This is a genomic window from Erwinia sp. S38, assembly GCF_016624545.1.
Taxonomy (GTDB): Bacteria; Pseudomonadota; Gammaproteobacteria; order Enterobacterales; family Enterobacteriaceae; genus Erwinia; species Erwinia coffeiphila.
This window is the reverse complement of the sequence record NZ_JACVTS010000001.1, coordinates 340,283-361,840: the sequence shown is the minus strand read 5'-3', so window position 1 is coordinate 361,840 and position 21,558 is coordinate 340,283. Positions and strand designations below refer to the sequence as shown.

Below are 21,558 nucleotides of genomic sequence, written 5' to 3'. Positions count from 1 at the left end.
AACTAACCAGGTGAATGACGTGCTGGAAAGAATTAAAGTCTGTTTTACTGAGAGTATTCAAACACAAATCGCCGCAGCGGAAGCGCTTCCCGATGCGATTTCCCGCGCTGCGATGACCATCGTGCAGTCGCTGTTGAATGGGAACAAAATCCTGAGTTGTGGCAACGGAACCTCCAGTGCCAATGCCCAGCATTTTGCTGCCAGTATGATCAACCGTTTTGAGACCGAACGCCCGAGCCTGCCTGCAATTGCCCTCAGCGCCGATAATGTGCTGCTAACGGCGATTGGTAACGATCGTCTGCACGACGAGATTTACGCCAAGCAGGTTCGTGCACTGGGCCATGCAGGGGACATCCTGCTGGCCATTTCAACCCGCGGCAACAGCCGCGATATCGTGAAAGCAGTAGAAGCCGCGGTAACGCGCGATATGACTATCATCGCGCTTACCGGTTACGATGGCGGAGAGCTCGCCGGTTTACTGGGCCCGCAGGATGTGGAGATCCGTATTCCCTCGCATCGCAGCGCCAGGATTCAGGAGATGCATATGCTGACCGTGAATTGCCTGTGCGATTTGATAGATAACACTTTATTTCCCCACCAGGATGTCTAAAGGAGCTTAAATGAAGGCATTATCTGCAACGGCAGTTATTCTCACCGCATTGATGTTACAGGGCTGCGTCGCCGCAGTCGTGGGTAGCGCCGCCGTCGCGACTAAGAGCGCCACGGACCCGCGTACCGTTGGTACTCAGGTGGATGACGGCACGCTGGAACTGCGCGTCAGCAATGCGCTGTCGAAAGATGAACAGATCAAACAGAACACCCATATCGTAGCCACCGCTTACCAGGGCAAAGTGCTGCTGACCGGCCAGTCGCCAAACGCAGAGCTGGCCACGCGGGCTAAACAGATCGCCGTAGGCGTTGATGGCGCAACCGAGGTCTATAACGAGATCCGTACCGGCAATAAAGTCAGCTTTGGCACCGCTTCTTCCGATACCTGGATCACCACCAAAGTGCGTTCTCAGCTGCTGGGCAGCGACCAGGTAAAATCATCTAACGTGAAGGTGACCACTGAGAACGGCGAGGTGTTCCTGCTGGGTCTGGTGACGAACGAAGAAGCAAAAGCGGCAGCGGATATCGCCAGCCGGGTGAGCGGCGTTAAGCACGTGACCACGGCATTTACGATTCTGAAGTAAAGTCCGTATTGAGAACGTGATTGAAGGCGGGAAGGAACCCGCCGCAGTTTTCATAGCACGACTCTGGAACCCTCCGGGCTCTGCCGTTCAGCGGATTCAGCGTGACAATCTGTCGTTCACCCGCTGGCGGGTGGCAAATTCCTGCCCTTCCCGCTTTTTCTACAAGCGGCTCAAACAGTCCATCGCCACCGCTTTAAAACTGTCAAAATCCTTGCTGTCCCGCAGCCGCGTCATTGCACGTTCACGCATAAACGTCACGAACAGATCGTAGATCGCCATCGCCTCTTCATACTCACTTTTGCTGATCGCCAGCAGGAAAATGACATAGGCGGTTTCATCGCCCCATTTAATCCCCTGTGGAGCCAGCACCGTATAAACGCAGGTCTTCTTCGATAGCAGGCCAAGAGAGTGCGGCAGCGCAATCCCCTCACCCAGCATGGTGCTGACAATCGCCTCACGCTCCTCGACAGACGGGTAAAATGTCTCGTCGACGATCCCTTCATTCTCCAGCCGATCGCACAGCTGGCGGAACAGCTCGGAACGCTCGATCTCACGATCGATAATGCAGAAGTGGCTGGCGTCAAAAAACTTCTCCAGCATGTAAGGACGGGTGCGATCCAGCAGCACCTGCTTGCCCAGCTGTTCGAGCTGAAAATCGGTGGGGAACGGCGACATCACCACCACCGGCTTATCTTTATCGCTGAGCCGTGCGGTGGAAATCACGAAGTCTTCTTCCACGCCTGCCAGCTGCTCGTATTCACGCAGGGAAATGATGCGGCGCACTTCAATCTGCGGGTATTTACGCATCAGCATCGCCTGGATCATCCGTACCGTCGAATTGCCGGTATCGCAGACCAGCAGCACCAGCGGATAGCGCTGATAGCCAACGTTATAGTGGCGCTCCAGCCCGACGCCGATATGCAGCACCAGGAATCCCACTTCGTTTTCGCTGATGGCATAGGGGGTATATTTACCCCAGCTGGAGACCGCCGCCAGCGTGACATCGTACGCCATCGGATAGTGCTGTTTGATATTCGCCAGCAGCGGATTGGGGATATTAATCTGGTAGCGCACCCGGGTAATCATGGTTTTAATATGCGTCAGCAGATCGGCACGCAGCTGCGGGTCGTTTTGCAGATTAAAACCGTAATGGCTGTTGATGTAGTTGAGGATGTAATCCACCAGCGATTCGCCATCGTCCGGGCTGATGGCGCTGGGTGCGGATTCTTCAATGCGCCTGGCGGCAATATGCACCTGTAGCCAGGCCTCTTCCGCCGGAGAGATACTTTTACCGGTAATCGGTCGCATCAGGTTAATAATGTGGCGAGCTGCGTCGCGCACGTCGTCGGCGACGTCTGCGGCAATAAAATCAGACAGCGGATAACCCTCGGCGATGCGGCGCACCGCCACCGCGCAGTAGAGGCGCAGATACAACTCGGCATCGTCGGCCAGGCGAATATTAAAGCGCGACAGGCAATCCAGCAGCATCGGTTGCAGCGTGGTCAGCATACCCCGGTTCAGCGCTTCCAGCTTTAGCAACGGGCTGTCGGCATCCTCCTGCGCCAGCTGATAGAGCAGATCGGTCAGGCAGGTACGCATCGCCGCTTCACTGCCGAACAGCTTCATGCCGTAACGTGGCCGGGTTTCAATCTCCAGGCCGTAACGGCTTAGCCATTCTCTCACCTCTGCCATATCACCTTGCAGCGTGGTGCGGCTGACAAACCATTCATCTGCCAGGTCTTCCAGCTTGAGGGAAAAAGCCGAGGTCAGAAAACGGATTAACAGGTAATGGACCCGTTCCGTTGAGGTTCGCGGCACACGCAGGCTCGATGTTGACTGTTGCAGCAGGCGGTCATAGCGCCCGGCATCATCAATCTTTAACTGGTAGCCTTCGCCGCGACTAAGGACAAAACTGGCGCCGTGGTCGGCCAGCAGTTCATTGAGGGCGGTAACGTCGGTGCGTACAGTGCGGGTGGAAACGGCCAGTCGGCGCGCCAGTTCATCCTGCGGCAGGATTTCATTTTGCAGAAGGTCAAACAGCTGTGCCAGTCGTTGGTTGGGGAATCTCACGGGGTACCATTATCATCAAATTGAAGCGTTTTATGGGTTGTTTTTATACTCAGCCTACCTTTATTCGCGCCGAAAAAATAGCGTAGCAGCCTCTGCCAATTTTCATTTGACAGATATCGCAATTTATTCAAAAAGTGCGAGATTTTGTTTCGGAAAGAATAGATTTTTCCCCGCCGTTGTATGATCAAAACGATCGTCCAACGGCGGGAAATCCGGCTTACGCCATCACTTTGCGGGTGATCGCCATCAGCGTGGCGACATCCGCCGGACGGGTCAGCCCGGTGGCTTTATCAATGATCGAGCTGTAGATGTGCGGAATCACTTTGCTTACCCCGGCATCCAGCGCAATGCGCAGGATCGTCTCGTAGTTGTTCAGATCGATGCCGCCGGTTGGCTCCAGCCAAAAGTCGTTCGCGGCGCAGGCTTCGGCCAGCGCGCGGAACTCGTTAATATCCACCATCTTATCCATCGGGAAGAACTTGACCGAGCTGCCGCCCATATCTTTCAGCATCGCGATCGCCGTAGCGACCGGCACAATGCCGTCTTCCGCTTTGCAGCTCAGCGGACCGGTAGAGATTTTTACCATACCGGGACGCCCGGTTGGCGATGCCAGACCGTTGACCACGGTTTCCGTCTGGCCCAGCAGTGCGCGGCTGGTACCCACGCCGGTGAACACCTGGTTCACGTGCTGCGGCTGAACCTGTGCCGAAATCGCACTAACCATCGCTGACTGGTTCGGATCGCCCGCGCCCAGCCCGACGGAAAGCGCGTTGTCGATCAGCGCCGCATACTCGCGCATATCTTTTACCGCGCTGTCCACGCTGTCGTAGTTTTTTGACAGGACGCCGACCAGCACGTGGCCTTCAGCGGCTTCCCAGATATCACGGGCGTTCTGTTTAGAACCGGCCAGTACGTTAAGACATACGCGGTCACGATAGAATTTTGGTGTCAGTTTCATGCCTGTTTTCCCCTGGCTAATAAATCCTGAATAGCGGTAAAAATCTGGTGCAGCTGCCCGGCGGAGACGCTGCGTACGTCAACTTCAACAATACCTTCGTTGGCCTTATAGCCACGGAAATAGATCGCCTGCTCACCGGTCTTCAGCGCCTGTACCATCTCGCCGGTGCTCATGCCGATGCACGACTCATCGAAGTGGATTTCCGCACGGGCAATATCGCGCCCGGCGGCATCCCACACCACGCGCGCCTGAATGCCATTCAGGCCGTTGAGATTGGTGATAAACGGCGTCATTTTCTCAACCATCTGCGCGCCGCTGGTTTTTTCCTGCACCAGATAGTTTTCAATCGCCTGGGTCAGGCCAAGAATGCCCTCTTTACCCACCTTCATCGCCCGGCCAATGCCCAGCGACTGGCGCTTAACCCACTCAACCTGCTGCTTTTTGCCGATCACCAGCCCGCTGGTTGGGCCTTCGATCGCTTTAGCACCGCTGTAGATCACCAGATCCGCACCCAGCACGGTGTAGGCCAGCAGATCCTCTTCCGCTGCGGCATCCACAATCAGTGGAACACCGTGCTTGCGTGCCACGGCCACGGCCTGTTCCACGCTCAAATGGCTTTTCTGCACGCTGTGGTGAGATTTGATATAGAGGATCGCCGCCGTGTCTGGCGTGACCGCCGCCGACAGCTGCTCCGGTGAGCATTCATTGGCGTAACCCGCTTCAACCAGACGACCGCCGCCCAGCGTCACCATGGTGCCGACCGGCGCACCGAAGTTCACGTTGTGACCTTTTGGCAGCACAATATCGTGCGGCACGTTCAGCGGCGCGGCGTGCAGGTTTTCCAGCAGCCAGTCGTTGTCCTTAACGATCACGCCAGCCACGGACTGCGCAATACCGGCGGAGGCGCAGGAAACCACTACCGCCGCTTCGCAGTTCAGCAGCCCGGCGATGTACGCGCCGGTTTTGTTGACCAGGTCTTTCATCTCAAAGTAGTGGTTAAGACCGTATTTTACCGTCTCCACCACGTCTGCCGCCGGGGTGGAAACACCCAGAATGGTCATGCGGCCCGAGGCATTAATCACCTGTTTCAGGCCATATTTCTCATAAACTGAAGTCATTACGTTTTTTCCCTTCATCGGTGAGGAATCCCTGCCCGCCTACCATCGCGGCAAGCGGTACCAGCTGCGTTTCACCAGCCAGCGTGTGGCCGTCAGAGTCGGTAAACACGCACGGCTGCTGCTGCAGGTCAAAAATGGTCAGATCGGCATCGCATCCCACTTCCAGACGACCTTTGCCCTGAAGCTTCAGTCCGTCTGCGGCGTGAACGGTCACGCAGTCGATCACCTGCGGCAGCGTCATGCCGACGTGCAGGAACTTCGACATCACGTGCGCCAGGCTGTGTACCGGGCCGTTAATGCGGTTACGGCAGTAAATATCGGAACTGATGGTCTGCGGCAGAATGCCCTGAGCAATGGCTACCCGCGCCACCTCAAAGCTGAAGCTGGCGGTGCCGTGCCCCACATCCAGCCGCACGCCGCGCTGGATCGCCCGGCTGACCGACGCCCGCAGCTGGCCTTCCGGCGTCAGAATGCGGTTGGGCTTGCCGTTATAGCAGTGGGTAATGATGTCGCCGGAAGTCAGCAGATCGGCAATTTCATCCAGATTCGGTGGGTTATTGCCGATGTGAACCATCAGAGGCAGATCGCCGTTCTCTTTTTGCAGCGCTTTGGCCCGCTCCAGCGGTTTAATGCCGTTTTGCTCAACCACGCTGCTGCTGATGCGCGCCTTCAGGCCGACGATAAAGTCCGGGCGCCGCTGTAATGCGGCTTTCAGCGCCGGGCCATCGATCCTCGCCATATCGGCCAGCTCGTTCTGGGTCAGGATGCCGCTGCGAGCGATGTTCAGCAGCGCATAAACGCGGGTGGTGCAGTCGCGCGTGAGCTGCCAGAAATCATCCACGTCGTCGGCACCGGTGCTGCCCGCATCGATCACCGTGGTGACACCGGTATCAACGCCGATGCGATCGGCTTCATCGTGGTAGATCGGTGATTTGGGATAGCAGTGGACGTGTGAATCAATCCAGCCCGCGCTCAGCCAGTAGCGCCCGGCCAGATCCCACTCCCGCGCTGCCGGGCCGGTGACGGCGCCCACGGCGGCAATTTTCCCCGCCTGTAACGCCACATCGCTTAACGAACCGCCGCTGAGGCGGGCATTGCGGATAATCAGGTCATACATGGTGAACCTCCGGATCGTGGCGGCGCTGGCCGCCACGTTGAGTGATTACAGGGCGATCGGGAAGATGGCACCCAGCACCATCGCACCGAGAATAGCCCCGCCGGTAATCGGTTTACCCCAAAGGTAAAACAGCAGTGAACCCACCAGCGAACCCAGACCAATCGGAATCGATGCGGTCATCGCGGAGAGGATAATCAACGGCCCGAGGAAGCGACCTGAGGTATTACCCGCGCCCATCATCACATCCGCACCGTAGGTGGAGTCGCTGTTATTGATGGTGAATTTACGTGCCAGAATAATGACGTAGCCCACCGCCAGACCGAGTATTAACCCGGTGGCCAGTGAAGCGGCAAAGTTCGCTACGGGGAAAACGAAGCCCGCACCCAGCAGTAGCGCGGGAACACCCAGGCCAATACCTGTCTGGATCGCGCCGCCGATATCAAGAATCCCCACCAGCGAGCCTTCAATGATGCGGGCAAACAGGAAGCTGGCACCAAAGGCCGCTACCGCACCATAAACGCCGGTTTCCATGCCCGAACGCAGCATCGAAACAAAGGCCACTTCGTTAAAGGCACCCAGGCCATAGACGTAATACATGTGTGTACCGGCGAACACCCCGGCAGAAAGCAGGCCGACAAAGATCGGGAATGACCAGTCGTCGTACCAAAAACCGCGTTTTGACTCTTCCATTGCCATCGTCCTCTTATTTGCCGCTCAGGGAGTTGTGGATCATCTCCAGCCAGCCCGGTACGCCGAGCTGGAAGGATTCCAGCATCTTCATATCGAAACCACGGAAGAAACCGCTCAGCACGAACAGCAGCACAATGGCGACCATCATCACTTTGGTGACGCGGTTCCAGCCCGCCTCTTCCACCCCTTTACCAATCAAGATACCCAGCACCAGGCCCGGAACGGCGTTGCCCATGATCAGCTGCGCCAGGCCGCCGAAAATGGTTGCCCAGAAACCGGATTTCTTACCGGCATCGATTGCCGCCAGCCAGAAGATCACCGGCATGACGGTGTTCACCAGCAGGTTTGCGGCCGGAACCAGTACTTTAACCGCCGTGACCTGTAGCGCTGCCGGTACGGCTGAGGCGGTCGAATTGAGGAAAGCGACGACGATCATGCCGATGATGCCGCAGGCAATTGCCATTTTTTTCGGGTTATGCAGCGTTTCCGCCACGTTGCGGTTCTTCACCATCAGCGCGGCCGCCCCCCAGTTCGGGATAATGCGGTGGTCCACGTCCTGGGTGAAGGAGCCGGCGGCAACCGATGACGCCCAGGCGTTAAAGAAGAAGCCCAGTCCGAACGAGAAGTGAGAGGCCGGATCGCCTTCACAGGAGTTCAGCTCACCCAGTGTACGAAATGCGCCCATTCCCTGAGACGTCGGGGCGTGAAACATGCGGGCGGCACCGGCACCAACGCCGACCCCAACCAGCCCGCCGATAATCAGCGATTTAAATAAAATGATTAAAAACATTAGCTTTTCCTTTAGTTTTATTGCCCAACGTTTTTAGCTTTTCGAGGAGAAATCCACCTGCTCGGCATCAATCACCGAGACATTGACGGTAATCGCCAGATCCACGCTGTACAGCCGTCGTTCGCGCGCGAGGAAGAAGAACAAAAACTTCTCGGTTTTAACGCTCTGCGTGGCCCGCAGCACCTGAACATCAACCGGTTCAATGCGCAGCAGGATTTTGCTGGTGGATTTCAGTACCGTGTTTTGTACCCGGCTGAGGGCATCAGCAAAGGCTTTGCCCTTGCTGTCGCCTTTACCGCTGACGGTCACCGTCGTGGTGAATTGCTCTTTCATCAGCCGTGCTTCTTCTGCCAGGCCAGAACAAGACGCTCGCCCAGCTCTTCTTTATCCATAAAGCCGAAGCCCAGCACGTTCGCCCCCTCGTTGATGGCGGTAACGCCCTCATCTACGGAACGCATGCCGTATTTCGCTTTATAGCCATACTTGGTCTGCGCGGTGATCGCACCGGCACCGCCGCTGCCGCAGAACGAGATGCCGAAGGTGGCATTTTCCGCTTTCATCACGTCGCCCAGCTTCATATCTGCCGCTACGCCCGGTACCACAATGGCTTTACCGCCGGCTTTCTCGACGCCCGCAGCAACTTTCTGGCCTTTACCTAAACGATCGCCGATCACTACAATAATTTGAGACATGCTGTGTTCCTTAAATTGAATGAGTTACTACGCGTAACCTCGGTGGTGCAGTCAGTTTCCCAACCCAAAAATGACAAGCAAACCGGGCTTATCAGGCGTTTTCTTTCGCCACTTCAAAATGTACGGAGAGGAGCCAGGCTTCCTCTTTGGGCAGGTTGCCAAACAGATCCACCACCTGCTGCGCCAGCGTCATCGACTCTGCTGAAATATCTTCAAACAGTTCTGCTTCCACCTCCGGCAGCGGTTCGCCGGTGAGCGAGCGCAGTGCCATCGCCTTAACGTGCGAAGTCAGCATCTGCTGCTGAACCGCGTTAGGCACAATGGCGCGCTCTGCAAACAGTCCGCCAATCTGTACCATCACCTGCTCTGCTAAAGCCTGAATTTCGTCGCTGCGTTCTGTGGCCGACAACGTTCCATTACTCACATCGATCCCCCTGTGTTACGTTTCGGCTAATACCAGAAACCTTTTTGCTGATGCGAATAAAGTACCGCCGGAGCGCTTTTCTGTGGAGAACGACTTTTTCCACTTCGAAACGGAAATAATGCCAACAAGAGCGATCCGGCTCGCAAAAACATTAATTCGTGCATTTTTAATTTAAGTATGAAAATTACGGCGCATTATCAGTAATCCGCTGCGCAATCCATGCGTTACAGGAATAAAAGCGACACGTTCGTGGGAAGACTTTAGTAAAAGAAGAAGAAAAACTTATGGCGGAAAAAAGGCCCACTGCGGGGCCCTGTTTTTATTTACGATGGTGAATAACGCCAGCGATTAGCGAAATTTCTTATGGCCTTCGTCACGGGTTGCGGCAAATTGCTTCGCCTGTTCCTTTGCTCCGGCTAAATCGCCGGCATTCGCCAGTTTCAGGCTATCGTCAATCTGGCCAATCAGCTTATCCAGTTCGGCATGATAGTCCTTCACCTGCGCGCTGTCGGCGGGCTGGCCCTCCAGCTTATCCGGGGTACGGGTTTTCGCATCGCTGGCAGCGGTGCGCATATCGCTTAAGGCACGAACCATCTCTGCCTTATCATCGGTTTTCTGTACCGTCCGTAAGGCACCTTTCAAAACGTCCATGTCACCTTCAAGATCCTGCGCCAGCAGCGGGGTGGCGGTGCACAACAGGGCAGAGCTCAACATTGCAATCAATAATTTACGCATATCAGATCCTATTTTTATAAACGGGTATCATGCTGCAAAAAAAAAGGCGACTTTGCAGTCGCCTTCTATATTACGCGTAAATTGTTAAATTATTGTCCGGCAATATTCATTTCTGGTAACAAAACGGAACCGCACTGAATATTGCTGCGGGTTTCAATATCGCTACCGACGCTGACCATATTGCGCCACATATCTTTTAAATTGCCGGCGATGGTAATTTCACTGACCGGATACTGAATCACGCCGTTTTCAACCCAGAAGCCCGAGGCACCGCGCGAGTAGTCACCGGTGATGCCGCTCACCGCCTGCCCCATCAGCTCGGTTACCAGCAGACCGGTGCCCAGCTGCTTCAGCATCTGCTCAAAATTGTGGCCCTGCCCGGCAATACGCCAGTTGTGAATACCGCCCGCATGGCCGGTGCTTTTCAGCCCCAGTTTGCGCGCGGAGTAACTGGTCAGCAGCCAGGTTTGCAGCACGCCGTCTTTGATGATGTCGCGCTGCTGAGTACGAATACCTTCGCTGTCGAACGGCGTGGAGGCCAGCCCTTTCAGCAAATGCGGCTGTTCCTGGATCGTCAGCCAGTCCGGCAGGATCTGCTGGCCGAGCGAGTCCAGCAGGAAGGTCGATTTACGGTAGACGCTGCCGCCGCTGATTGCCCCGACCAGGTGACCAAACAAGCCGGTCGCCACTTCGGCGGCGAACAGCACCGGCGCTTTCATGGTGGAAAGTTTGCGTGGAGACAGGCGCGACAGCGTCCGGCGGGCGCACTCTTCACCAACGGATTCCGGTGAACTCAGATCGGTAATCGCCCGTCCGATGGTGTAAGCGTAATCACGCTCCATATCGCCGTTCTCTTCGGCAATCACGCAGCTGGAAAGGGAGTGGCGGCTGGAGCAGTAGCCCTGCAGCATGCCGTGGCTGTTGCCAAAGACTTTAATGCCCACGTGGCTGTTGAAGCTGCCACCTTCGGTATTGGTAATACGTTTGTCGACGTTCAGGGAAGCCTGTTCCGCACGAGCGGCCAGCTCAATAGCGCGATCCGCATCGATCTCGGCGGGGTGGAACAGATCCAGATCCGGCGCCTCAAACGCCAGCAGATCGCGGTCGGCAACGCCCGCATACGGGTCAGCCGAAGTGTAACGGGCGATATCGATCGCCGCCTGAACGGTGCGTTTAATCGCTTCAGGGCTAAGGTCGGTCGATGAGGCGCTACCTTTGCAATTCTGATGATAAACGGTAATGCCCAGCGCACCGTCGCTGTTGAATTCAACGTTTTCCACTTCACCATAGCGCGTGCTCACGCTGATGCCGGTAGTTTTGCTTACCGCGACTTCCGCCCCATCAGAACCGGCTTTTGCCAGTTCGAGTGCCGTCGCGACCGCCTGTTCCAGGATTTTTCGCTGTTCTGCAACTTGGGAGAGTAATTTCATCGACCTGCCGTATAATTAACAGTGCGGTTTCCCTGTGGCCTAACTCGTTCATATCCTGAGCTTTAAACCACCTGCAAAACCGCGCATGGGTGATAAGGGTTAATTTGAGTCTAACAGACTCAGAGAACAATTTCGCAGTAGCCGGCGTTTCCTGATAGCATTAGCCTCTTTTTCTGGAGCCTAACCATGACCAAGCAGCCCGAAGACTGGCTCGATGACGTACCCGATAACGAAGAAGAAGAAGACGAAGAGATTATCTGGGTCAGTAAAAGTGAAATTAAACGCGACGCCGAAGAGCTGAAACGCCTCGGTGCCGAGCTGGTAGAGCTGGGGAAAAACTCCCTGGACCGTATCCCGCTGGATGAAGATCTGCGCGCCGCAATCGAACTGGCGCAGAAGATCAAAAAAGAGGGCCGTCGCCGTCAGCTGCAGCTGATCGGCAAGATGCTGCGCTCACGCGATGAAGAACCGATCCGCACCGCGCTGGACAAGCTGAAAAATCGCCACAACCAGCAGGTTGCGCTGTTCCATAAACTGGAAGTGCTGCGCGATCGACTGGTTGAGAAAGGCGATGATGCCGTACCGGATGTGCTGAACCTGTACCCGGATGCGGACCGCCAGCAGCTGCGCACGATGATTCGTAACGCGCAGAAAGAGAAAGCGGATAACAAGCCGCCTAAAGCCTATCGTCAAATCTTCCAGTATTTGCGCGAGCTGGCCGAAGCGTAAACGGTATGGACAGGGATGCAACTCGTGCACCCTGTCCTGATATCTCCAGGCGCAGCGTTTCCCGCCCCACCTTAACCAATCCCTTTCAGGCTGTGCTTCGCGATTTAACTCAGCGGCACCGGTGTCCCGCTGATGAACCCGACACGGGCTACAAACGCGTTTACGGACTCCGGCCCGTTGCTTTCGCAATGCGACCGTCCCCCCGGGTTACTTTTCCACTTTAGCCAGACGATCCAGCAGCTTCTGGTGAATACCGCCAAATCCGCCGTTACTCATGACCAGGATGTAGTCGCCCGGCTGAGCTTTTTTGGCAATCATCTCAACCAGCGTATCGACATCCGCGCTCCACTGCGCAGGCTGCACGCAGGCCTCTGCCACTTCAACTACCTGCCACGGAATGTGGTGCGGCTGGAAGAGGAATACTTCGTCGGCACGGCCGAGCGCCGGAGCCAGATCGTCCTTGCTGATACCCATTTTCATGGTGTTGGAACGCGGCTCCAGCACGGCGAGAATGCGTGCGGTACCGCCAACCTTGCTGCGCAGCGCCGCCAGCGTAGCAAGGATCGCCGTAGGGTGATGGGCAAAATCGTCATAGACTTTAACGCCGTTGCTTTCACCACGCAGTTCCAGGCGGCGACGGGCGTTGATAAAGTCGTTAAGCGCGCGGCCGGCATCTTCCGGTTTCACGCCGACGTGTCGCGCAGCGGCAATTGCCATCATGCCGTTATGCATGTTGTGCTCGCCCACCAGCGACCAGTTCACCTCAGCAACGCGTTCACCGTCCAGATAGACTTCCCAGTGGGAAGCGTCCGGCGTCAGTTTTTTCACCTGCCAGTGGCCGTTATCACCGACGATTTCCTGCTCGCTCCAGCAGCCCATCGCCATCACCTGCTTCAGATTGGCATCGTTCTCCGGCAGGATGATTTTCCCCTGACCCGGCACGATGCGCACCAGATGATGGAACTGCTTTTGGATCGCCCGCAGATCGTCAAAGATGTCCGCATGATCGAATTCGAGGTTGTTGAGGATCAGCGTGCGCGGGCAGTAGTGAACAAATTTAGATCGCTTGTCAAAAAACGCACAGTCGTACTCGTCCGCTTCAATAACAAAAAATGGGCTTTTTCCTAAATTTGCAGAAACTTCAAAATTGCCCGGCACCCCACCGATCACAAAGCCCGGTTCATAGCCGCAGGCCTGTAAAATCCACGCTGTCATGCCCGCCGTGGTGGTTTTTCCGTGGGTTCCTGCTACCGCAATGACCCAGCGGTCACGCAGCACAAAATCATGCAGCCACTGAGGTCCGGACAGGTACGGAATATTACGTTCCAGCACCGCTTCAACACAGGGATTTCCCCGGCTCATCGCGTTGCCGATGATCACCAGATCCGGTGCCGGATCGAGCTGTGATGCATCATAACCCTGAATTAAATCAATGCCCTGCTTCTCCAGCAGTGTGCTCATTGGCGGATAGACGTTAGCATCAGAGCCGGTGACGTCGTGCCCCAGCGAACGGGCCAGCATCGCCAGGCCGCCCATGAAGGTGCCACAGATACCGAGAATGTGAATACGCATAGAAGGTCTGTTCCTTATTAGTTCGTCGCACAGTGTAACGCCCCCATCGTGCGGAAGAAACGGATTTACCCTATGTTCTTTACCGTTCAATCGGCTAAACTGCGTACGCATACGTTGCAGTTTGTAAAACAGGCTGCTACTCAACCGCAGATTCAGGGATTGTGTTATGAAAACGTTAGGCGAATTTATCGTCGAGAAGCAACACGACTTTCCGCACGCAACGGGTGAACTGACCTCATTGATCTCCGCGATCAAGCTGGGCGCAAAAATCATCCACCGCGATATCAACAAAGCAGGCCTGGTTGATATTCTTGGCGCAAGCGGCGCTGAAAATGTGCAGGGCGAGCAACAAATGAAGCTCGATCTGTACGCGAACGAAAAACTGAAAGCCGCACTGAAGGCCAGGGGTATCGTTGCCGGTATCGCATCTGAAGAAGAAGACGAGATCGTTATCTTTGAAGGTGTGGAAAACGGTAAGTACGTGGTCCTGATGGACCCTCTCGACGGTTCTTCAAATATCGATGTAAACGTTTCCGTCGGAACCATCTTCTCTATTTACCGCCGTATTACCCCTCCGGGTACGCCGGTAACCGAAGAAGACTTCCTGCAGCCGGGTAGCCAGCAGGTCGCAGCAGGCTACGTGGTTTACGGTTCGTCCACCATGCTGGTGTACACCACCGGCTATGGCGTTCACGCCTTTACCTACGATCCGTCACTGGGCGTATTCTGCCTCAGCGCGGAAAAAATGACCTTCCCGGAGAAGGGTTACACCTACTCCATTAACGAAGGTAACTACATTAAATTCCCACAGGGCGTGAAGAAGTACCTCAAGTTCTGTCAGGAAGAGGATCTGGATACCCACCGTCCTTACACCTCGCGCTATATCGGTTCTCTGGTGGCGGACTTCCACCGCAACCTGCTGAAAGGCGGAATTTATCTGTACCCAAGCACGGCCAGCCACCCGAAAGGCAAGCTGCGCCTGCTGTATGAGTGCAACCCGATGGCCTTCCTCGCTGAACAGGCGGGCGGCAAGGCCAGCGACGGTAAAAACCGCATTCTGGATCTGATTCCAGAAACGCTGCACCAGCGTTCACCGTTCTTCGTCGGCAACGACCATATGGTGGATGATACCGAACGTTTCCTGCGTGAATTCCCGGATAACTAACGGTTAAGCAGGGCGGTCAGACGACCGCCCTGCTCGGAACAGTCTGCTATTGCTCCGACGTATTCTTAAACGCTGAAAAAGGGCAGGACTTTAAAGTTGACCTGGCTATAATAGCCGGCACTCAACCTAATATGATTTAAGGAACTCAGAATGAGCCTGAACCATGTGCCTGCGGGCAAAGACCTGCCAGACGATATCTACGTTGTTATTGAGATCCCGGCTAACGCCTCTCCGATCAAATACGAAGTAGACAAAGAGTCTGGCGCTCTGTTCGTTGACCGCTTTATGGCGACAGCAATGTTCTATCCGTGCAACTACGGCTACATCAACAACACCCTATCTCTGGATGGGGACCCGGTTGACGTGCTGGTACCGACCCCGTACCCACTGCAGCCTGGTTCAGTGATTCGCTGCCGTCCGGTTGGCGTGCTGAAAATGACCGACGAGTCTGGTGAAGATGCCAAAGTTGTTGCAGTACCACACAGCAAGCTGAGCAAAGAATACGAGCACATCCAGGATGTGAACGACCTGCCTGAGCTGCTGCGCGGCCAGATCACCCACTTCTTCGAGCAGTATAAAGCGCTGGAAAAAGGCAAATGGGTTAAAGTTGACGGTTGGGAAGGCGTTGAAGCCGCTAAAGCTGAGATCGTCTCTTCTTTCGAGCGTGCTGCTAAGAAGTAATTATTGCGCGCTTTAAAGTAAAAAAACACCGCTCACTGAGCGGTGTTTTTGTTTTCAGGAAAGAGCGGTTATTCACCGTCCTCTCTTTGCAGCCAGTCACCGCTAACGATGCGCTTTCTGCCTGAGACGGAACGCTGATACACGTACAGCCACGCACTGCCGTACGGGGTTTGTAGCAGCTCGCGCTTGTACTCCCCGCCGGTTTCTCTCAGAGCATCCAGCTCCCCCAGGGTTGAGGCATCGATCCGATAAACTTCACAATAGACCTGTCCCTCACCCGGGACCACGCCCGGGTAATGGCCAAGGCTGTAGAGCTCATAGCCGTCGATCAGATGATCGCCCAGCCACTGCCCGTTCGTCATCCAGTGACTGTTACCTTGCTTGCGTCGCAGACTGCCGTAGACAATTATTCGCATTGCTAGAACTCAAACTGATAAAGCACATCCAGAGCCTGATCTATGCCAGACACTGCTTCCAAATAGAGTTTGGGCATCAGGCGATAACGCAGAGTTAACGTCGCCAGTGAATCAAATATGCCAACACCGTATTTTACCTGTAGACCCGGCAGCACATAGCCGCTGACCTGCACCTGCTGGCTGTCGCCAACCCCTGCAGTATCCAGCGCCAGGTTGCTGACACCGAAGGTCTCGCCGATTTTACCCACAACTTGACCACTTTGTGCAACCCCCAATCCAACCAGAGCGGAAGTTAATGCGTCACTGTCGCTGCCGGTGGTCTGCAAACCCTGGCCGCGAAGCAGGTAGGACAGCGCTTCCTGCTGCGACATCGCCGGGTCGGAGAACACTTCCGCCTTCGGTTCATCGGCCAGTCCGGTGACGCGCACGCCTGCGGTCACGTCATCTTCGGTCGCTTCCGGGTTACGAATCGCTTCGATGTTGAGATACGGCTGATCCGGCGGACCGGCAAACTGCAGCTCGCCCTTACGCACAATCAGATCCTGGCCGTAGGCGTGGAAGCGCCCGGACGGAATGTTAATCTGGCCGTTCAGCCCCAGCCCGCGTTTATCCTGCACCAGCTTCAGATCGCCGTTCAGCTTCGCCTTAAGACCGAAGGCGCTGAGGCGTACATCATCACCAACGTGGATAATCAGGTTGCTGTTGATCGGAATTGAGGTGGATTTTGGCGCAATCGGCTGCAGGTTTTTATCCAGCAGCACTTCATCCGACGAGACGCCCACCGCGCTTTCCGGCACTTCCTGCACCGTAATACGCGCCCACGGGATATCCACCCGCCCATCAAGATTGAACAGCTCCGGCGTGGCTTCAAATACCAGATCCGGTGAAACATCCATCCGCACCATCGGCGGCACGGTCACCCGCACCCGATCGCCTTTGGCCGCGACGCGTGCCCGCCAGGCGTTGAGCTGGCTCCAGTCGGCGTTACCGTTAAGCGCAATCTGCCCCTGCGAGGTCTGAATCACCCCTTCCAGCGTTGAACTCATGCCGTTAAACAGCATGGAAAGGTTGGCGGTGGTGAGATCCACCGGCATAAAGCTGCCTTCCACATCCACATTCCGCAGGCCAAGCTGACCGAAGACCTGCGGTTTTTGCAGGTTGCCGCCGAGGCGCAGGTTGCTGTTCAGCACGCCGGCGACTTTTTCGCCCTGCATCAGCGCCGGATTAAGCATCGCCAGCGACAGATTGGTGATATTGACGTTGCCAGAAAGCGTACGCCGCCCCTGCGGATCGGCAATCTGCACGTTGCCGTCCAGCTGGCCGTTGTTAGCAATGCGGATCAGCCAGTCGACCTGCGCACGGCCATTTTTCAGCCCCGCGTTCAGGTTCAGCGTATCGAAAGCGATCGGCAGCGTATTGCCCTGCACGTCCTGCGCCACTTTCACGCCGTTGCCTTTCAGCGAGATGCGTCCGGTCGGCAGCGCGCCGTCGGCGGTCCAGCTGACGTCGGCATCCCCGCTGAATGAACCGTTAAGCTGCGTTTCTTCCGGCATAAACGGTTTGATCATCGCCAGATCAAAGCGGTTTAACACCACCCGCGCGCGGCCGGACGGACCGGCCTCCACCGTCTGCGGAACGCACAGCTCGGCGTTCGGGTTCTGCCAGCAGTGTGGCCCGATGCTGATGGTCTGCTTAGTATTGAGGTAGTCGAGGGCAATCGCACGGGTTAAGCGCCATTCACCGACCGGCGTGTCAAAGCGGGTATTGTTGAGCGTGCCCTGCCAGCGCTGCGTGGCGCGGTCAAAGCTACCGTTCAGCGCCAGCTGGCCGGACACCGGTTCGCCCTGCATGTTCAGCTTCAGCTGGTGCTGCTTCTCGCTGCCGCTGGCATCCAGCGTAAGCTTCGAGATCGACAGCGCATCCTGCTTCACCTGATCGACACGCAGATTCAGCTTGCCCTGGATCTGCTCGCCGGAGCTGACGTCGCCTTTCAGCAGCACCCGACCAATGCTGAGCGCCTGCCAGCGCAGTCCGCTGGCGGTCAGATCGGCCAGCAGCTGCGGCGTTTTCAGATCGCCGCGCGCGCGGATGGTGCCTTTCGCCACCCCGCCGAGGCCCGGCAACGCATTATCCAGATGCTGGGCGTCGATATCCGCATCCAGATTCAACTTCTCGCCCAGCGAGCCTTTCAGATTGACGTTGTTCCGCCCCAGAATCAGCTTGATGCCGGGAATATCCCACTGGTTGTAGCTGTTGCCGTACAGCGTGCCGTCGGCGCTGACCACGTTATTACGCACGTTGCCGCGCAGCTTCAGCTCCGGCACGCGCATCTGCCAGCTGCCGCCGTACAGGCTGCCGCGGGTGGTGATTTTACCGTCCAGCTTCGCCGGCCAGTCCGGGTACTGCTTCGCGGTGTTAATACCGGTCAGAGTCAGCTCGCTGTTCCAGCTGATCGCCTTGCTCCAGTCCACCAGCGCTTTCAGATCGGCGGTACCCTGCAACGCGGCCAGCCGCAGCTTTTCAATGACGAACTGCTCTACGTTGCCTTTACCGTCCAGTGTGACCGTGGCGGGCGGTACGCCCTGCCCCTGTAGCGCCGCCTTCAGCGACATGACGTAGTCGGTCGCTTTTCCTTTGAAGCTGAAGTTAAAGTTATCCGCTTCATACTGCGTTTCCCCCTCCAGCGGCCAGCGCAGCTGCGGGCTTTGCAGCGTCATATTTAGCGGCAGACCCGCTTCGGCCAGCCGGGTGTCGGCATCCAGCTGTGCCCGCACCGGACCGGACAGATTCAGCGCCAGGGTCAGCGTTTCACGCAGATCGCCACCGAGGGTCATTTTGATCTTTTCACCCTTCAGCGGATCGATATTCATGTCACCGTTCAGGGTAAAGTTCATCGGCCAGCTGCCGCTCAGGGTGGCTTCGCCCTGCGCGTTGAGCTGCCCCTGAACTGCGTCGACATCCAGCGTTTGCAGCGCCAGATGATTATTCTCAGTTTTGGCTTTCACCAGCAGGCGATTGACGGTGATATCGGTATCGCCGGTCAGGCGCAGCTGTTCACCCAGGATCTGCTGCACATTGACATCCAGCGGCAGCGTAAACTCCGGCAGATTCGGCAGCAGCGGCTGCTCGAACATCGCTTTCAGCGTTTCACCCAGCGGTTTTTCTTCCGGCTGCGGGTCCTGAATCTTCGGCTGAACCACTTCTTCGTTGGCGACTTTAGCCGCCTTAGGTAGCGCGATCAGTAACCCCTGAATATGGGTTGGCGTCAGCGTCATACCGCGCCCTTCCCAGTGCATGCCGCTGGTAAAGTCCGCCAGTGAAACCGCCGTGTCGTCAATCTTCACATTGATGTTATGCAGCGCCAGGCGGCTTAGCGTCAGCGGGTACGGCGTGCTGATTTCGCCGGTTGTGGACTCGTCCTCGACCGGTGGATTCTCAGCAGAGGCCAGCTGTTTGCTGTCCACCGCTACATAGACGTCCTTCAGTGACAGATCGTTGACGCAGAACGCACTCTGCTTCAGGCAGCCCAGACGCAGCGCCAGATGAAACTCTCCGGCGTTAACCGATACGCCGGGCATCTCGTATTTGACGCCCTTCAGCGTCAGATCGCGCCAGCCGCCGTTGACCTGCTGGATTTCCAGCCCCGGCACCCAGCGGGCAGCGGAGTTCAGCACCAGGTGCAATCCGCTGGTGGTGCCCAGCAGGAACGCAATGCCGCCCAGCAGCAGCACAATAAAAATAAGGATGCCAATCAGGCCTTTTTTCCACCACTTCATAGTTCAGGCCCCAGTCCAATGTAAAACTGAATATCGCGATCGTCCTGGTCACCGATTGGGCGGGCTATATCAACCTTGATTGGCCCCACCGGTGACTGCCAGCGCACGCCGAAGCCCGCACCGGTCTTAAAGTTGCTCTGTTTGATATCGTTAACGGCTTCACCGGAGTCGACAAACACCGCGCCCCACCATTTACCCGTTACGTTGTACTGGTATTCCAGCGAGCCGGTGGCCAGTTTGGAGGCACCGGTCAGCTTGCCGTCGTCATCGCGCGGCGAAATACCTTTGTACTTATAGCCGCGAATGCTGCGATCGCCCCCGGCGAAGAAGCGCAGATCGGGCGGTACTTTTTCAAAATCGTTGGTTTCAATCCAGCCGAGATTGCCGCGCACCACAAAGCGATGTTTATCCTCCAGCGTACGAATCCAGACGTTTTGCGCCTGAATAACCGCGAAGTCGACGTCCGATCCCCAGGTGGTATCGGAAACATCCAGCGAGTAGCGCTGTGAATCGCCCCAGGTCGGCATTAACCCACCGCGTGAGCGGGTGCGGTTAACGCTGACGCCCGGATAGAGCAGCATGGTGGTGTTGGTGACGCTACCCTGGGTAAAGTGATCGAGGCTCCAGCGCAGGTTAATCGCCCGCTGCCAGCCGCTGGAACTGTCCCAGTAGCGCGAGGCGGCCAGGGTGGTGGAATCGGCTTTAGTATCGTTAAGATCGGTACGTTTCAGACCGCCCTGCAGCAGGTAATACTGCTCCAGCGGGCTTTTCAGTAAAGGCACCTTGTAGCTGAAATCCAGCTGCTGCTCGGGTGCAGAAACATTGGCACTGGTAGAGAAGCTGTGGCCTCGGGAGTTAACCCACGGTTTTTTCCAGGTTGCTTTAACGCGCGGCCCCACGTCGGTCGAGTAGCCCACGCCGGTTTCGATGGTATTTTCCGTGCGCGGCGTTACAACGCCGTGCAGCGGTAAGATTTTATTTTCGCGGCTTTTATCAAACTCGGGTGCCACGACCACCGAGTTAAACCAGCCTGTCGCGGACAGGCGGCGATTCAGCTCGGCCAGATCGCGCGAGGTATAGTAATCACCCTGCTTAAAGGGCAGCAGGTTTTGCAGATACTCTTCACGAATCTGCGAGCCTTCAAAGGTCACCGGCCCGAAACGATAGCGCTGGCCGCTGTCGTAGTCGATGTCCCAGAAGGCTTCGCGCCGCTCAACCGATACGCCAAGCTGGCTTTTGCGGTATTCACCATCAAAGTAGCCTTTGCGCAGCGCCAGGCCGGAAAGAGAACTTTTAAATTTGTCGTACTGGCCGTGATTCAGCACGCTGCCAATCTTTGGCTTTCCATCACGTACCAGCTGCTGCACGTCGCTATCGGTGCGCGCACCGCCGCGTAAGATAATGGCTTCACCGGCGATTTTAACCGGCTCGCCAGGAGTCACCTTGGCCAGCAGTACCGGTCGGCCGCCCTTCGCCGGAGCGGGGCGCAGTTCGAAGTCGATCTGCGGCTCATAATATCCCAGCGCCTTCAGACCCTCTTTTACCGCCACGCTCACGCGCGAGCGAAAGCGCCCGTCGGAGGTCACTTCATCGTTAGTAATCGTGGATAAACGCGCCCTGACGTTCTTCTGTAATTCCCCGGATAATCCTGTCACCTGTAAACGCACGTTAGCCGCCTCTGCGGCAGGTGCGGCGATCAGCAAACAAGACATGCAATAGACATGAATTCGTGGCACGCGTACTCCCGTTTTTTTGCCAGCCCACCATCCACCGGGCTTAATCTGTAATTATTCAATAGACTTAATGGAGTTTAACGTGCTCTGTGTATCAAACAAGTTTCAACGCTGTATTTACGGAATGATTCCAGTTCGAATGGCTTTTTGCCGTGCATTTGTTAAAACGCTGCCCGCAAAGTTGCGCTCGCCACACCGCCGGAATTGTAAGCGCTCGTCAGCGCGGCTATAATCGCTGCACAGGCTTTTTCACAACCTGATAACCCTTC

20 protein-coding genes are annotated in these 21,558 nt (G+C 56.3%); 5 read left to right on the top strand and 15 right to left on the bottom strand.

What is annotated here, in order from left to right:
* The first annotated feature begins 19 nt into the window (after positions 1-19).
* Positions 20-610: a DnaA initiator-associating protein DiaA gene (gene diaA / locus IBT46_RS01590; protein WP_105592050.1), complete on the top strand. Its 591-nt coding sequence runs from the start codon at positions 20-22 to the stop codon at positions 608-610.
* Positions 611-620: 10 nt separating this feature from the next.
* Positions 621-1,193, top strand: a complete 573-nt coding sequence (dolP, locus tag IBT46_RS01585) for a division/outer membrane stress-associated lipid-binding lipoprotein (RefSeq protein WP_200543412.1) — start codon at positions 621-623, stop codon at positions 1,191-1,193.
* A gap of 159 nt (positions 1,194-1,352) precedes the next feature.
* Here the strand turns inward: dolP and IBT46_RS01580 are convergent, their stop codons facing one another.
* From IBT46_RS01580 to pmbA, 11 genes are all read right to left on the bottom strand, one after another.
* Entirely contained in the window at positions 1,353-3,263 is a 1,911-nt protein-coding gene (locus IBT46_RS01580; protein ID WP_200543410.1) for a PRD domain-containing protein, read from the bottom strand.
* 217 nt (positions 3,264-3,480) lie between these two features.
* Positions 3,481-4,221 (bottom strand): KDGP aldolase family protein, encoded by a 741-nt coding sequence (locus IBT46_RS01575; RefSeq protein WP_200543408.1) that lies wholly within the window; start codon positions 4,219-4,221, stop codon positions 3,481-3,483.
* Positions 4,218-5,339, bottom strand: coding sequence for a DgaE family pyridoxal phosphate-dependent ammonia lyase (locus tag IBT46_RS01570; protein WP_200543406.1), 1,122 nt, complete (start codon positions 5,337-5,339; stop codon positions 4,218-4,220). The genes IBT46_RS01575 and IBT46_RS01570 overlap by 4 nt, the downstream gene beginning before the upstream one ends.
* Positions 5,323-6,456, bottom strand: a complete 1,134-nt coding sequence (locus IBT46_RS01565) for an amidohydrolase/deacetylase family metallohydrolase (protein WP_200543404.1) — start codon at positions 6,454-6,456, stop codon at positions 5,323-5,325. The genes IBT46_RS01570 and IBT46_RS01565 overlap by 17 nt, the downstream gene beginning before the upstream one ends.
* Before the next feature lie 45 nt (positions 6,457-6,501).
* Positions 6,502-7,146: a DUF4310 family protein gene (locus IBT46_RS01560; protein ID WP_200543402.1), complete on the bottom strand. Its 645-nt coding sequence runs from the start codon at positions 7,144-7,146 to the stop codon at positions 6,502-6,504.
* Positions 7,147-7,159: 13 nt separating this feature from the next.
* The gene (locus IBT46_RS01555) at positions 7,160-7,936 is read right to left on the bottom strand and encodes a DUF4311 domain-containing protein (protein ID WP_105592056.1); all 777 of its coding nucleotides are present in this window, start codon (positions 7,934-7,936) and stop codon (positions 7,160-7,162) included.
* 33 nt (positions 7,937-7,969) lie between these two features.
* Complete coding sequence (locus tag IBT46_RS01550) at positions 7,970-8,269, bottom strand: DUF4312 family protein (RefSeq protein WP_105592057.1); 300 nt, start codon at positions 8,267-8,269, stop codon at positions 7,970-7,972.
* Positions 8,269-8,628: an SFCGS family glycine-rich protein gene (locus IBT46_RS01545; protein WP_200543400.1), complete on the bottom strand. Its 360-nt coding sequence runs from the start codon at positions 8,626-8,628 to the stop codon at positions 8,269-8,271. Before IBT46_RS01545 ends, IBT46_RS01550 begins: the two co-directional genes overlap by 1 nt.
* Positions 8,629-8,719: 91 nt before the next feature.
* Positions 8,720-9,052 carry a glycine dehydrogenase gene (locus IBT46_RS01540; RefSeq protein ID WP_370569368.1) on the bottom strand — a complete coding sequence of 111 codons (333 nt, stop codon included), beginning with the start codon at positions 9,050-9,052 and terminating at the stop codon, positions 8,720-8,722.
* Between the two features lie 348 nt (positions 9,053-9,400).
* Positions 9,401-9,787 carry a cytochrome b562 gene (gene cybC / locus IBT46_RS01535; protein ID WP_200543398.1) on the bottom strand — a complete coding sequence of 129 codons (387 nt, stop codon included), beginning with the start codon at positions 9,785-9,787 and terminating at the stop codon, positions 9,401-9,403.
* An 89-nt stretch (positions 9,788-9,876) separates the two neighbouring features.
* Entirely contained in the window at positions 9,877-11,217 is a 1,341-nt protein-coding gene (gene pmbA / locus IBT46_RS01530) for a metalloprotease PmbA (RefSeq protein ID WP_200543396.1), read from the bottom strand.
* A gap of 186 nt (positions 11,218-11,403) precedes the next feature.
* On the opposite strand from pmbA, the gene yjgA reads away from it, so the two are divergent.
* A complete protein-coding gene (yjgA, locus tag IBT46_RS01525; RefSeq protein ID WP_200543394.1) occupies positions 11,404-11,946 on the top strand; it encodes a ribosome biogenesis factor YjgA in 543 nt (180 codons plus the stop codon).
* Between the two features lie 207 nt (positions 11,947-12,153).
* Here yjgA and mpl read toward each other — a convergent pair whose 3' ends face one another.
* The gene (gene mpl / locus IBT46_RS01520) at positions 12,154-13,518 is read right to left on the bottom strand and encodes a UDP-N-acetylmuramate:L-alanyl-gamma-D-glutamyl-meso-diaminopimelate ligase (protein ID WP_200543392.1); all 1,365 of its coding nucleotides are present in this window, start codon (positions 13,516-13,518) and stop codon (positions 12,154-12,156) included.
* Between the two features lie 166 nt (positions 13,519-13,684).
* Between mpl and fbp the strand changes: the two genes are divergently transcribed.
* Together fbp and ppa are read left to right on the top strand one after the other, a co-directional pair.
* Positions 13,685-14,683 carry a class 1 fructose-bisphosphatase gene (gene fbp, locus IBT46_RS01515; RefSeq protein ID WP_200543390.1) on the top strand — a complete coding sequence of 333 codons (999 nt, stop codon included), beginning with the start codon at positions 13,685-13,687 and terminating at the stop codon, positions 14,681-14,683.
* 150 nt (positions 14,684-14,833) lie between these two features.
* On the top strand, positions 14,834-15,364 hold the full coding sequence (gene ppa / locus IBT46_RS01510) for an inorganic diphosphatase (RefSeq protein ID WP_105592067.1): 531 nt from the start codon (positions 14,834-14,836) through the stop codon (positions 15,362-15,364).
* A gap of 68 nt (positions 15,365-15,432) precedes the next feature.
* Here the strand turns inward: ppa and IBT46_RS01505 are convergent, their stop codons facing one another.
* From IBT46_RS01505 to IBT46_RS01495, 3 genes are read right to left on the bottom strand one after another with little or no spacing between them, the layout of a single operon-like run.
* On the bottom strand, positions 15,433-15,780 hold the full coding sequence (locus IBT46_RS01505; protein WP_200543388.1) for a gamma-glutamylcyclotransferase: 348 nt from the start codon (positions 15,778-15,780) through the stop codon (positions 15,433-15,435).
* Positions 15,781-15,782: 2 nt separating this feature from the next.
* On the bottom strand, positions 15,783-19,556 hold the full coding sequence (locus IBT46_RS01500; RefSeq protein ID WP_200543386.1) for a translocation/assembly module TamB domain-containing protein: 3,774 nt from the start codon (positions 19,554-19,556) through the stop codon (positions 15,783-15,785).
* The gene (locus IBT46_RS01495; RefSeq protein WP_200543384.1) at positions 19,553-21,268 is read right to left on the bottom strand and encodes an autotransporter assembly complex family protein; all 1,716 of its coding nucleotides are present in this window, start codon (positions 21,266-21,268) and stop codon (positions 19,553-19,555) included. The genes IBT46_RS01500 and IBT46_RS01495 overlap by 4 nt, the downstream gene beginning before the upstream one ends.
* Positions 21,269-21,558 lie beyond the last annotated feature (290 nt).

Coding starts and splice junctions, on each gene's coding strand:
- dolP (WP_200543412.1), top strand. CDS start 621: ATGAAGGCATTATCTGCAACGGCAGTTATTCTCACCGCATTGATGTTA.
- IBT46_RS01575 (WP_200543408.1), bottom strand. CDS start 4,221: ATGAAACTGACACCAAAATTCTATCGTGACCGCGTATGTCTTAACGTA.
- IBT46_RS01570 (WP_200543406.1), bottom strand. CDS start 5,339: ATGACTTCAGTTTATGAGAAATATGGCCTGAAACAGGTGATTAATGCC.
- IBT46_RS01565 (WP_200543404.1), bottom strand. CDS start 6,456: ATGTATGACCTGATTATCCGCAATGCCCGCCTCAGCGGCGGTTCGTTA.
- IBT46_RS01560 (WP_200543402.1), bottom strand. CDS start 7,146: ATGGAAGAGTCAAAACGCGGTTTTTGGTACGACGACTGGTCATTCCCG.
- IBT46_RS01555 (WP_105592056.1), bottom strand. CDS start 7,936: ATGTTTTTAATCATTTTATTTAAATCGCTGATTATCGGCGGGCTGGTT.
- IBT46_RS01550 (WP_105592057.1), bottom strand. CDS start 8,269: ATGAAAGAGCAATTCACCACGACGGTGACCGTCAGCGGTAAAGGCGAC.
- IBT46_RS01545 (WP_200543400.1), bottom strand. CDS start 8,628: ATGTCTCAAATTATTGTAGTGATCGGCGATCGTTTAGGTAAAGGCCAG.
- cybC (WP_200543398.1), bottom strand. CDS start 9,787: ATGCGTAAATTATTGATTGCAATGTTGAGCTCTGCCCTGTTGTGCACC.
- pmbA (WP_200543396.1), bottom strand. CDS start 11,217: ATGAAATTACTCTCCCAAGTTGCAGAACAGCGAAAAATCCTGGAACAG.
- yjgA (WP_200543394.1), top strand. CDS start 11,404: ATGACCAAGCAGCCCGAAGACTGGCTCGATGACGTACCCGATAACGAA.
- mpl (WP_200543392.1), bottom strand. CDS start 13,518: ATGCGTATTCACATTCTCGGTATCTGTGGCACCTTCATGGGCGGCCTG.
- fbp (WP_200543390.1), top strand. CDS start 13,685: ATGAAAACGTTAGGCGAATTTATCGTCGAGAAGCAACACGACTTTCCG.
- ppa (WP_105592067.1), top strand. CDS start 14,834: ATGAGCCTGAACCATGTGCCTGCGGGCAAAGACCTGCCAGACGATATC.
- IBT46_RS01505 (WP_200543388.1), bottom strand. CDS start 15,780: ATGCGAATAATTGTCTACGGCAGTCTGCGACGCAAGCAAGGTAACAGT.
- IBT46_RS01500 (WP_200543386.1), bottom strand. CDS start 19,556: ATGAAGTGGTGGAAAAAAGGCCTGATTGGCATCCTTATTTTTATTGTG.
- IBT46_RS01495 (WP_200543384.1), bottom strand. CDS start 21,268: ATGTCTTGTTTGCTGATCGCCGCACCTGCCGCAGAGGCGGCTAACGTG.